Source organism: Chryseobacterium takakiae (assembly GCF_900129385.1).
GTDB classification, from domain to species: domain Bacteria; phylum Bacteroidota; class Bacteroidia; order Flavobacteriales; family Weeksellaceae; genus Chryseobacterium; species Chryseobacterium takakiae.
The window spans coordinates 263,417-275,433 of sequence record NZ_FQVO01000004.1; the positions used below are offsets into that span (position 1 = coordinate 263,417).

General features: G+C 38.0%; 9 protein-coding genes. All 9 read right to left on the reverse strand.

All coding sequences use genetic code 11. The annotated features are described in order from the left end of the window. Positions 1–92: 92 nt before the first annotated feature. A complete protein-coding gene (locus BUA76_RS07685) occupies positions 93–2,210 on the reverse strand; it encodes a type IA DNA topoisomerase (protein ID WP_072884221.1) in 2,118 nt (705 codons plus the stop codon). A 186-nt stretch (positions 2,211–2,396) separates the two neighbouring features. Next, entirely contained in the window at positions 2,397–3,272 is an 876-nt protein-coding gene (locus tag BUA76_RS07690; RefSeq protein WP_072884222.1) for a pirin family protein, read from the reverse strand. A gap of 1,065 nt (positions 3,273–4,337) precedes the next feature. Beyond that, on the reverse strand, positions 4,338–4,922 hold the full coding sequence (locus tag BUA76_RS07695; protein WP_072884223.1) for a Crp/Fnr family transcriptional regulator: 585 nt from the start codon (positions 4,920–4,922) through the stop codon (positions 4,338–4,340). A gap of 9 nt (positions 4,923–4,931) precedes the next feature. Continuing rightward, the gene (locus BUA76_RS07700) at positions 4,932–5,243 is read right to left on the reverse strand and encodes a response regulator (RefSeq protein ID WP_072884261.1); all 312 of its coding nucleotides are present in this window, start codon (positions 5,241–5,243) and stop codon (positions 4,932–4,934) included. Between the two features lie 393 nt (positions 5,244–5,636). Continuing rightward, on the reverse strand, positions 5,637–7,247 hold the full coding sequence (locus BUA76_RS07705) for a Na+/H+ antiporter (protein ID WP_072884224.1): 1,611 nt from the start codon (positions 7,245–7,247) through the stop codon (positions 5,637–5,639). A gap of 1,404 nt (positions 7,248–8,651) precedes the next feature. Continuing rightward, positions 8,652–9,272 (reverse strand): alpha/beta hydrolase, encoded by a 621-nt coding sequence (locus BUA76_RS07710; RefSeq protein ID WP_072884225.1) that lies wholly within the window; start codon positions 9,270–9,272, stop codon positions 8,652–8,654. A 2-nt stretch (positions 9,273–9,274) separates the two neighbouring features. Then, on the reverse strand, positions 9,275–10,228 hold the full coding sequence (locus BUA76_RS07715) for a VOC family protein (protein WP_083573190.1): 954 nt from the start codon (positions 10,226–10,228) through the stop codon (positions 9,275–9,277). 50 nt (positions 10,229–10,278) lie between these two features. Beyond that, a complete protein-coding gene (locus BUA76_RS07720) occupies positions 10,279–10,572 on the reverse strand; it encodes a GNAT family N-acetyltransferase (protein ID WP_072884226.1) in 294 nt (97 codons plus the stop codon). Between the two features lie 165 nt (positions 10,573–10,737). Beyond that, entirely contained in the window at positions 10,738–11,667 is a 930-nt protein-coding gene (locus tag BUA76_RS07725; RefSeq protein WP_072884227.1) for a ring-cleaving dioxygenase, read from the reverse strand. Positions 11,668–12,017: the final 350 nt, after the last annotated feature.

The window sequence follows — 12,017 nt, forward strand, 5'->3', positions numbered from 1 at the left end:
ACGGGCTCAGCATGACATTGCGAATACTAACGGTTTTATTTATTATTATTTTGTAACAGCTTTGCTAAGCGCAGATAAAAATCTTACCCTATTTAATTTAAAACAATCTGAAAATGTTCATCCATAGACAAAACACCTTCCGCCCGGCTTTCAGGATGGGTCGTAAACCCTTTCAGTTTTGAAGTTTTTCCTTTTATCACTAAATCCATCAACTGTTTATCCGATATTTTTTTACCGAAAATTTCAAACGAAACTTTAAAGCCACAGTTTTTAAAGTCAGAACATCCGACAGCCGTTTTTCCTTTCATGAGGTGATGCTCTTTACATTTCGGACATTTTGTTTCTTCCCAGGATTGCAGTTCTTTTTTTACGACAGGCTCGCGTTTCTTTTTTTCTTTAACTGTTTTTTCCTCTTCCAGATTAATTACTTTTCCTTTTCCGTACACTACTTTTTCGGTAAGTTCGGTAACCATCTGAATCAGTTCTTCCTTGAAATGATTGGCTTCATATTCTCCCTTTTCAATTTTCCTGAGCTTGAGTTCCCATTCTCCTGTAAGTTCGGGGCTTTTCAGAAGTTCGTCTTCAATCGTATCAATCAACTGAATTCCTGTTTGCGTAGCGATGAGGTTTTTCCTTTCCTTTTCGATGTATTTTCTTTTGAAAAGAGTTTCGATAATATTGGCACGGGTTGATGGCCTTCCGATCCCGTTATTTTTAAGCAATTCGCGGAGTTCTTCATCTTCCACCTGTTTTCCGGCTGTTTCCATCGCCCGGAGAAGCGTTGCTTCCGTGTAAGGTTTTGGCGGCGAAGTTTTCCCCTGATGAATCATCGGATCGTGCGGTCCGGTTTCTCCTACCGTAAATTCCGGAATGGTCTGTTCTTCCTCTTTATCTTTGTCTTTTTCCGATTCATCTTTCGGCTCCTTCGCATATACGGCTCTCCAGCCCGGCTCCAGAATCTGCTTTCCGCTGGTTTTGAAAGGAATGGTTCCTACTTTACCTTCTACCAACGTATTGGAAATTTTACATTCTGGATAAAAAACAGAAATAAACCTTTTTGCAATTAAATCATACACCAGTTTTTCTTCCCTGCTCAGATTTTGGGATGGCGGTACTTCCGTAGGAATAATGGCGTGGTGATCCGTGACTTTTGTATCATCAAAAACCGCTTTTGATTTTGGGATGGGCGCTTCCAGCAAAGGTGCAACCAGCTCCTGATAAAAATACATTTTCCTAAGAATTCCCTCTATTTTCGGATATAAACTTTCAGATAAATACGTGGTATCTACACGGGGATAGGTCACATGCTTTTTCTCGTAAAGACTTTGGATATAATTCAGCGTATTTTCTGCGGAGTAGCCATACTTTCTATTCGCTTCCACCTGCAGTCCGGTAAGATCAAACAGTCTCGGATTTTTTTCTTTACCTTCTTTAATTTCGAAAGAAACGATCTCGAAAGGGTTTTCTTTTAAATATTCCAGGCCTTTTTCGGCGCGTTCCAGTGTTTTTAAACGGTCGATGGCGGCATTAAAAATCACATCCCTGTATTTCGTTTTCAGTTCCCAGTATTCTTCTACGGTAAAGGCATCAATTTCCTTTTGTCGCTGAACCAGCATTGCCAGTGTAGGAGTCTGCACTCTTCCGATAGAAAGCACCGCTTTGTTCCCCCCGAATTTTTTGGTAAAAAGCCTTGTTGCATTGATCCCCAAGAGCCAATCGCCGATCGCTCTTGCATTTCCGGCGAGATAGAGATTTTTATAATCTTCAGCGGGTTTTAAGCTTGCAAAACCTTCTTTGATGGCTTCTTCGGTAAGAGATGAAATCCACAAACGCTGAATCGGTTTGTTGCATTTCGCTTTCTGCAATACCCATCTTTGGATGAGTTCTCCTTCCTGTCCGGCATCCCCGCAGTTAATGACCTCATCACATTCGGCCACTAATCTTTCAATAACTTTAAACTGGTTTTCCACTCCTTTATTCGGAATTAATTTGATCCCGAAATTATGCGGAATGATAGGAAGCAGAAAAAGGTTCCAGGATTTGTACTGCGGACCGTAGTCGTGCGGTTCTTTGAGGGTGCAGAGATGTCCGAAAGTCCATGTCACGCAATATCCGTTTCCTTCCATATATCCCTGTTTGGGAGTGGTAGCTCCCAATACTTTGGCAATATCTCTGGCAACGCTTGGCTTTTCGGCAATACAAAGTTTCATGAATTTTTCGGAGTTTTGAAGAGGGGCAAAAATCGGGATTTTTTTTGGATTTTGCTAATTTGTTGGTGCGGATGGTTGTTGGCGGATTGTGGATGGTTGAGTGCGTGGATGTTGAATAAAAAGCTCCCTTAAAAAAGAGAGCTCACCAACAATACTTATGAACAAGGTTCATGAATTTAATTTATATTACATCATCATCGGAACGTCCATGATAAGGATTTCCGTGTTTTCTGATGTCGCTTTAATCTGTAGATCTGAAATATCCCAAACCCCGAAGCCATCTCTTTCTTCCAGCTTTTGACCTTCGATTTCCGCACTTCCTTTAATGATAAAGGCATACACACCATTGCCTTTTTTCTTAACCTGATAATTGGTTTCGGTACTATTTTCAAAATTTCCCAAATGAAACCATGCATCCTGATGGATCCAAACTCCCTCGTCATCGGGATTTGGAGAAAGGATCTGCTGGAATTTATTTTTGCTTTTTGTTTTGTCTAAAGTAATCTGATCATATCTAGGCGTCACATTTCTTTTATTCGGATACACCCAGATCTGGAGGAATTTCACCGACTGATCATTGTTTTTGTTGAATTCACTGTGCATGATTCCCGTTCCGGCACTCATCACTTGGATATCTCCGCTTTTGATGATTGCGGTATTTCCCATGCTGTCTTTATGTTCCAGATCACCTTCCAACGGAATGCTGATGATTTCCATATTGTCGTGGGGATGTGTTCCGAAGCCTCTTCCCGCCTCTACTTTATCATCATTTAAAACTCTCAGGACCCCGAAATGCATTCTTTCAGGATTATGATAGTTGGCAAAACTAAAGGTATGATTGCTTACCAGCCAGCCATGGTCTGCTTTTCCTCTGGTATCTGCTTTATGAATTACAGAGTTGTCTTTTATTTTTGAATCGGGATTGGGAAGATGGTTGTAACCAATCGGTTCCAACGGTTCGATCTCATCGATTTCATTTTTCATGGTATTTCCCAATGACGCTGATGCCACGAACATTCCTGTTCCCAATAATCCTTTTTTTAAAAAGTCTTTCCTGTCCATATCTGTATGTTTTTTATTCGTTTTTGATAAGACAAAGTTAGGTTCATAGGAATTGCTGTGCATTTAACTAGTTTAATAAATTTGATTATTTTCTTTTGTCTTAAAACAAAAGAAACAAAAATTCAAGACTGGAACCTTACGCTAAAAATTCCTTCTGCTCTCTAAAAATTCTAAACTTGCGCGAATTCACTATCGGTTCTTCGGTTCTATATTTTTGTCGCGCTTCGAACAGGAGAATTTTCTTAACGTTCGCAAAAGTAATTTTCTTTACGCTTCAGATTCCTAGGTCGGGTTTACATTTCTGGTATAACAAGAGATCCTTCGACTGCTTCGCGCTCAGGATGACAGAGTGTGTTTATGACTTTGTCATTCTGAAGAATTCAACTTGTATTTTTTAAACAATTTTTTTTTGTCTTGAAACAAAAGAAACAAAAGTTCAAGACTGGAATCTGAAAGCTAAAAAATATTTTTATTCTCTAAAAATCCCAAAACTCGTGCGAATTTATTATTGGTTCTTCGGTTTACTATTGTTGTCGCACTCAGACAGTGGGATTTTTTTTACGTTCATAAAAGTATTTTTCTTTACGCTTCAGTTTCCTAGGTCACTTTACATTTCTGGTATAACAAGAGATCCTTCGACTGCTTCGCGCTCAGGATGACAGAGTGTGTTTATGACTTTGTCATTCTGAAAGAATCTCAACTTTCTTTTTGATTACGTTTTCTTTTGTCTTAAAACAAAAGAAACAAAAATTCAAGACTGGAACCTTACGCTAAAAATTCCTTCTGCTCTCTAAAAATTCTAAACTTGCGCGAATTCACTATCGGTTCTTCGGTTCTATATTTTTGTCGCGCTTCGAACAGGAGAATTTTCTTAACGTTCGCAAAAGTAATTTTCTTTACGCTTCAGTTTCCTAGGTCGGGTTTACATTTCTGGTATAATAAGAGATCCTTCGACTGCTTCGCCCTCAGGATGACAGCGTTAAACCACCCCGTCAAAAATTCTTTGAATTTTTGCCACCCCTCCGAATGAGGGGAATTGTGTGTGTGTGTTACTAATCTTGAACATTATTTTTGTCTGGAGGCGAGGCGTTTTCTAATCGTACTTACGAATTCTTTGGAAACGCCAAGATAGGAAGCAATATAGTATTGTGCAACACGCTGCGGAATTGACGGATATACTTTTGTGAATTCCAGATAGCGGTCTGAAGCACTTTTTGAAATGGTATTTACCAGACGGTGCTGGAGCGTGGAAAGATTTCTCTGCACAAGCATTCTGAAAACCCTTTCGAATTTTGGAATTTCAGTTAATAGTTTTTCTTTCGTTGTTGGATTCAGCATATAAATTTCCGAATCTTCCAGCGTTTCAATGTATAAATTAGAAGGTTTCTGATCCTGAAAGGAAGCAATATCACTGATCCACCAGTCTTCAATTGCAAACAGGATGGTGACTTCAAAGCCATTGTCATCAAGATAGTACACTCTTACACAGCCTTTCTGGATATACCCTTCAAACTGGCAGATTTCGCCCTCACGCAGCAAAACTGTTTTTTTGGGAAAGGTTTGCAAGCTTAGCAGATCCGTGAAAAATTGTTCTTCTTTCGGGGTCAGATCAATGAATCGTGTTACATTTCCGATGATGTTTTCAGACATAATTGCAGTTTAAGGCTGCAAATTAGGAAAAAGTGTGTAAACTTCGTTCTTTAATAATCCGCTTCCTCCGCCATAATGGTCAATAACGTGTATTTTTTTATCCAAATTTTCACAAAAGGACTTGATGTCTTTCTCAAACTGTTCTTCCAGTCCGGAACTTAAAAGAACAAGATCTATATCAGTATTTCTGATCAGATTATAACATTCCTTTTCATCAGTCTGGACAGATGCTTTCCAACCTTCATTGTTTTCAATGACTCTTTTCAGGGTATCAAGGATCTCCTGATTTTTTCCGATGACTAAGAATTGTAAAGTATTCATTTTAATTTTTTTTATTTTATTATTTACCAGATTTAAACGCAAAGGCTATAAAGATTTTTTTAAAATACTTTCCGTTTCTAAGGTTCACAAAGCTGTTTCATTTAACAATGACCACAGATTTGATAGATCATTTTTTTCAATACTCTCGGGTTGAATCTTTCACAGCATCTCAACTTCAGCCTTAGCCTTATTACTGAACACGAAGTTCACAATGATTTCTATCTACTAATTGATATAAGTTTCACAAAGCCGTTCTACTTATAAGAGGGCACAGAGATTTGATTCTATAAACTCTTCTACAATATCATCAAGCTAAAGTTACAGGATCCTCTCAATCTTATAGCCCTTCCCTCTATCTACATCTTAGCCTCAGCCTTAATCTTCAATTTTGCTTTACAAATGTTTGCTTCCTGTAATCTTTAATTCGTTTAAGTCCAGCTGCGATTCTGCTTTCCGGATCTCGTCGTCGCTGTATAGTTTTTCTCTTTTCATTTGGAACAATTCCTTCCGTTGAAGGGCAAAAATATCCAGCATAATTTCATGATATTCCAAAAGATCATTCTGCCTGTTGGTGCACATTTCAATGGAACTTAAATGATTCTTATGCACTTTAATATCATTTTCTATGGTATTTTTAAAGTTTTCAACCAGGCTGTTGCGATTAATATTCTTTTGATATTTTTCGTGAAGCGTATTAAGTGCCAGTTTATCGAGCCTGATCTGAATTCCCGCCTGCTGCTCATGCGACGGCTGAATAGGATCGATTTCTTCAATTTTTATGAGTTTAATAATTAAAGGAAGAGTCAGCCCCTGAAACACCAAAGTCACAAAAATGACCACAAAAGTGATGAATAAAATCAGATTTCTCATGGGAAATTCCGACTGTCCATTCATCATTACCGGAATTGAAAGCGCCGTTGCCAGCGAAACAACACCCCGCATTCCTGCCCAACCGATAATCAGCGGATTTTTCCAGCCCGGGGTAGGATCTTTACGGATATTTTTGCTAAGCCATCTCGGGATGTGCGCTACTGGATAGATCCAGAGCATTCTTACGACAATAACGATAGCGCTGATGATGAGTCCATATTTTATGCCTTCCATTAAAGAGGTTTCTCCCAGTCCGTGGATGATATCCGGAAGCTCAAGCCCAATAAGTACGAATACTAATGCATTCATCACGAAAATAAGGGTATTCCAGACACCTAACATATTGACTCTCGTCGTCCCGGTTTTAAATATTTCATGGGCACGGAATGACATGAACAATCCGCCACTCACCACCGCCATAACTCCTGAGTAATGAAAGTGTTCGGCAGACAAAAATAAAATATAGGGAGTAATTACCGTCAGCGCCGCATCAATAGCAGGAGTTGTCGGCAGAAACCGGTGAATGGCATAGAAAACGTGTGCTCCGGCAATTCCCACCACGACGCCCATTCCTGCAACCAGAAAAAACTGCCCGGTTGCTTCCTGCATTGAAAACACGCCGGTCATTACCGCAGCAAGGGCAAACCTGAAAACAATAAGTGATGAAGCATCATTAATCAGGCTTTCTCCTTCTAATATCGCAATGGTACGTTTGGGAACTTTCAGTCCTTTTAAAACGGTTGTCGCGGCAACTGCATCAGGTGGCGAAACAATACCGCCTAATAAAAATCCTAACGCAAGGGTAAAGCCCGGAATTAAAGCCTGTGAAGCAAATGCTACAACCAGAGAAGTTAAAAAAACCAACCCGAAAGCTAACAGTCCGATAGTTCTTTTCCATTTCCAGAAGTCATTCCATGAAGTGTACCATGCGGCTTCATATAAAAGCGGCGGTAGGAAAATTAGAAATATAATATCAGGATCCAGTCTTAACACAGGAACTCCGGGAATAAAACTGATTCCTAATCCTGCTAAAACCAGAAATATAGGATACGCAATTTTGATGCGCTGCGCCAGCATGACGAGGAGCATTACAATGAGGAGGAGGCCTAAGATAAGGAGGAGTTGTTCGTGCATGGTTTTTATTTTTCTATGTATTATTTTCTTTTGTCTTGAAATAACTATTTTTCTTTATGCTTCAGTTTTTTGTGTCGTTTTATAGTGTGTATATCAAAGTTTGTCATTCTGAAAGAATCTCAAGTTTCTTTTTAAACTATTTTCTTTTGTCTTGAAATCGAAGATTCGACGTAGTCAAACAAAAGAAACAAAAGTTCAAGCCTGAAACCTTACGCTAAAAATTCCTTCTGCTCTCTAAAAATTCTAAAACTTGCGCGAGTTAACTATTGGTTCTTCGGTTCTATATTTTTGTCGCGCTTCGAACAGTAGAATTTTCTTAACGTTCACAAAAGTAATTTTCTTAACGCTTCAGTTTCCTAGGTCGGGTTATAATATTATGTTAGAGATCCTTCGACTGCTTCGCGCTCAGGATGACAGAAACTGCTTATTCAATATTGTCATTCTGGAAGAATCTCAAAATTTTTTTAAATTATTTTCTTTTGTCTTAAAACAAAAGAAACAAAAATTCAAGACTGGAACCTTCCGCTAAAAATTCCTTCTGCTCTCTAAAAATTCTAAACTTGCGCGAGTTAACTATTGGTTCTTCGGTTTACTATTGTTGTCGCACTCAGACAGTAGTATTTTTTTACGTTCATAAAGTATTTTTCTTAACGCTTCAGTTTCCTAGGTCGGGTTATAATATTATGTTAGAGATCCTTCGACTGCTTCGCGCTCAGGATGACAGAAACTGCTTATTCAATATTGTCATTCTGGAAGAATCTCAAAATTTTTAAATTATTTTCTTTTGTCTTAAAACAAAAGAAACAAAAATTCAAGACTGGAACCTTCCGCTAAAAATTCCTTCTGCTCTCTAAAAATTCTAAACTTGCGCGAGTTAACTATTGGTTCTTCCGTTTACTATTGTTGTCGCACTCAGACAGTGGGATTTTTTTACGTTCATAAAGTATTTTTCTTTACGCTTCAGTTTCCTAGGTCAATTTTATAGTGTGTATATTAAAATTTGTCATTCTTAAAGAATCTCAACTTTCTTTTTAATTACATTTTCTTTTGTCTTGAAACAAAAGAAACAAAAGTTCAAGACTGGAAACTGAATGCTAAAAAATATTTTTATTCTCTAAAAATCCCAAAACTCGTGCGAATTTATTATTGGTTCTTCGGTTTACTATTGTTGTCGCACTCAGACAGTGGGATTTTTTTACGTTCATAAAAGTATTTTTCTTTACGCTTCAGTTTCCTAGGTCACTTTACATTTCTGGTATAACAAGAGATCCTTCGGCTGCTTCGCGCTCAGGATGACAGCGTATCAAAATCTCCAAAATGAGATTCGCCTTTTTCATCATAATATATTCTTGTGATTTTCATGATGTTTTAAATTAGAAAAGAAATAAATATTAAGATTTTTATCTATACAAAAATCAGCGAATTGGCCAGTTCAAGCTCTTCCTCATTGATGGAATGACCGAAATTCTGATACACTTTTTCGGTAACATCGGCATTCATTTCCCTGAAAATATTGGCCGTTGCATATACCCGTTCTACCGGTACATGAAAATCAGGATTGCTGGTTCCGAGAAAAACCGGAGTTTGCGCAAAATCTCCTTTGTAATTTTCCCTGTTGATTTTTTCACCAATTACTCCACCTATAATCGCAGCTGCTCCTCCGAATTTCCGTGCATTTCTTGCTAAAAACTCCAGCGTAAGACAAGCACCCTGTGAAAATCCGAAGAAATAGATATTTTCGGGTTTAATGCCTTCAGCTAAAGCCTTTTCAACGGTTTTTCCAATCGTTTCCACCGCTGAGGAAAGCCAGGGCTCATTTTGTTCGACCGGAGCGATGAAGCTAAGCGGATACCAGCTTCCGTTGGTTGCCTGAGGCGCAAGCAGAGCATAATCTTTAACATTTAAGTATTGTGATAAACTTAAAATATCCTGTGCGCTTCCGCCTCTTCCGTGAATCATAATCAACGCTCTTTCGGCTTCATTCAATGGTTTTCCTGCTGTTTTTATATCTAAAATATGGGCCATGATTATTTGTATTTTTCTGTTGGATAGTTAAATTTCGGGAGAACTTCCACCAAATGTTCTCTTTTTTCTTCAAACTGCTGAGGTAAATTTAAATGCTCTCCTAAAGAAGCCAATTCTTCATCAACATCAAACCCGGGACCTGAAGTGGCGATTTCAAACAAAACACCACCCGGCTCTTTAAAATAGACGGAAGTAAAATATTTGCGGTCTTTCACTTCAGTATGTTCCAAGCCGAATGTATTTAGTTTTTCGATCATTTCAAGCTGTGTTTGTGCATCTGGCGTAGCGAAGGCAACGTGATGAACCGTTCCTCTTCCTGCAAGACCTTTCAGAGCATTCGGTGTACAAACGAGATCTACATATTTTCCAGGAGCATCTTCCGCGGCGTATCTGAATCGGTCTGAACTTTCCACAATTAGCTGATGATCCATCTGAGTCGTGAGCAGTGCAGCTGTTCTTTCGTAGGCATCCAGCCATATTTCCACATGGTGAATTCCTTTAATGGCAAAATCTTTCGGGATAAAATGATTATTGTATCCTTTACGTTCATCTTTGTCATTAAAAACCAATTCAAGTCCGAGCCCGTCAAAATCCTCAAGATAAATAAATACTTCACCGGAAAATCTTTGCTGAGGCTGCTTGAACGGAATATTAAACTGATTCAGGCGGTTCATCCAGTAATCCAGTCCATCCATGGATATGGAAAACGCTGTGGTATTCAGCATTCCTTTTCCGTGTCTTCCGTTAACCAGTCCTTTTCCGTAGGGAAAAGTGGTCATAATGGTTCCCGGAGCTCCGAATTCGTCCCCGAAGTAAAAATGATATACTTCGGAATAATCGAAATTAACGGTTGTTTTTACCAGCCGGAGTCCTAAAATTCCTGTGTAAAAATCTATATTTTCCTGTGTATCGCCGGTGATGGCTGTAACGTGATGAAGTCCTGTGATCAGTGTCATGATTTTTGAATTAAATTTGAGATTGAGGTTAAGGTTGAGGCTAAAATAAATTATTCTTCTTTTAACCAAACATCGCTGTACAATTCCGGGTTTCTTTTGAATTGTGCATGAACATACGGACATAACGGTACGATTTTAAGATCGTTTTCCCTTGCATACGAGACCAGCTTATCCAATAATATTTTCGCAAAACCCTTTCCAGCGTATTCTTCACTGACTTCGGTGTGATAAACCGTCAGCTTATTTCCCATAACCGAAATGTCCATTTTCCCGGCTTTGTTGTCATCTGAAAAAAGCTGTATTTCTCCTCTTACGTTTCCTAAAACTACTTTAGTTGTTTCCATAATGTTTTTTGTTGTTGGTTGATAGCAAATTGCTTATTGCTTATTGCTTATTGCTTATTGCTTATTGCTTATTGCTTATTGCTTATTGCTTATTGCTTATTGCTTATTGCTTATTGCTTATTGCTTATTGCTAAGATACAGTGTTTATTAAAAGAGGATGATGACCTATGATAACTTCGGCAATACTTCTTCTATTTTTTCACGTAAGCCTTCGTGTTGTTTTGGAAGTTTTAAGCTTGTTCCCAATTCGTTTAAAGGTTCGTCTACGGTGAATCCCGGATTATCGGTAGCAATTTCAAACAAAACACCACCCGGTTCACGAAAATAGAGTGAATAAAAATAATCTCTGTCGGTTTTCGGAGTAATATTCAAGCCTGCGGAAAGCACTTTTTCCCGGAATTCCATCAAAACATTATCATCTTTCACCCGGAATGCAACGTGGTGATTGGTTCCTGCGGCATTTCTTCCCAATAATAATTTGTCATTTTCAATAATATCAACGAGATTGGCCGTCTCTACAGCATCCGTAGCAAAACGATATCTTTCACCATCCTGTTTTTGAAGATCATATCCGAAGATATCCGTTAAGACTTTTATGGTTGGTTCTGCTTTTTTTAATGAAAGCGTTACATTATGAAATCCTTTTAAGGCATTTTCTGCGTTGATGTCTTCTGTTGTCCAAACTTTTCTGTCGTCTGTAGAAGATTCTATAAACTGAAGCTGCAAACCATCCGGATCGTTAAATGAAATTAATTTTTCACCGAATATTTCTCCTTCTTCTGTATTTACATTAAACTGCTGAAGTCTGTTTTTCCAGAAATCCAGGCTTCCTTTGGGAACTGAGTAACCAATATGTGTGGCCAATCCTGCTCCATTGGTACCCTTTCCTATTCCTTCCCATGGGAAGAATGTGAGAATCGTTCCGGGTGTTCCTTCTTCATTTCCGAAATAAAAGTGATAGGTTCCGGGATCATCAAAGTTAACGGTTTTCTTTACTAGTCTTACTCCCAATACCTGAGTATAAAAATCTAAATTTCTTTTCGCATTGTCTGCAATTGCAGTGATATGGTGCAGCCCTAAAATTCTATTATTCATGTTGTTTAATTTTATATGACAAATGTATAACCTTATAAAATCCTACACATTTAACTAGTTTAATAAATAATTATGCGGCATTCCTATTTATGTAATTATTTTTAAATAAAGTGATATAGTTAAATAACAACATAAAATAAGCATTTGTAAATCAACACATTAAAGTTATAATTAAAATTATTTCATAAAAAGTCTACATTTTTAGTGGACTAATAAAAATTTATGTTCTATATTTGCAAGCGTAATCAAAAGATAAAAAACAATGAATACAGGTTTGAAAAATATTTTCATCATCAAGCATACCATCAGAACAATGATGATGTATTGCTGTATGCCTGAAATAGAGCGTT

What these genes read in the sequence shown, in the direction of transcription:
- BUA76_RS07685 (WP_072884221.1), bottom strand. Translation starts at nt 2,210, where the DNA reads ATGAAACTTTGTATTGCCGAAAAGCCAAGCGTTGCCAGAGATATTGCC.
- BUA76_RS07690 (WP_072884222.1), bottom strand. Translation starts at nt 3,272, where the DNA reads ATGGACAGGAAAGACTTTTTAAAAAAAGGATTATTGGGAACAGGAATG.
- BUA76_RS07695 (WP_072884223.1), bottom strand. Translation starts at nt 4,922, where the DNA reads ATGTCTGAAAACATCATCGGAAATGTAACACGATTCATTGATCTGACC.
- BUA76_RS07700 (WP_072884261.1), bottom strand. Translation starts at nt 5,243, where the DNA reads ATGAATACTTTACAATTCTTAGTCATCGGAAAAAATCAGGAGATCCTT.
- BUA76_RS07705 (WP_072884224.1), bottom strand. Translation starts at nt 7,247, where the DNA reads ATGCACGAACAACTCCTCCTTATCTTAGGCCTCCTCCTCATTGTAATG.
- BUA76_RS07710 (WP_072884225.1), bottom strand. Translation starts at nt 9,272, where the DNA reads ATGGCCCATATTTTAGATATAAAAACAGCAGGAAAACCATTGAATGAA.
- BUA76_RS07715 (WP_083573190.1), bottom strand. Translation starts at nt 10,228, where the DNA reads ATGACACTGATCACAGGACTTCATCACGTTACAGCCATCACCGGCGAT.
- BUA76_RS07720 (WP_072884226.1), bottom strand. Translation starts at nt 10,572, where the DNA reads ATGGAAACAACTAAAGTAGTTTTAGGAAACGTAAGAGGAGAAATACAG.
- BUA76_RS07725 (WP_072884227.1), bottom strand. Translation starts at nt 11,667, where the DNA reads ATGAATAATAGAATTTTAGGGCTGCACCATATCACTGCAATTGCAGAC.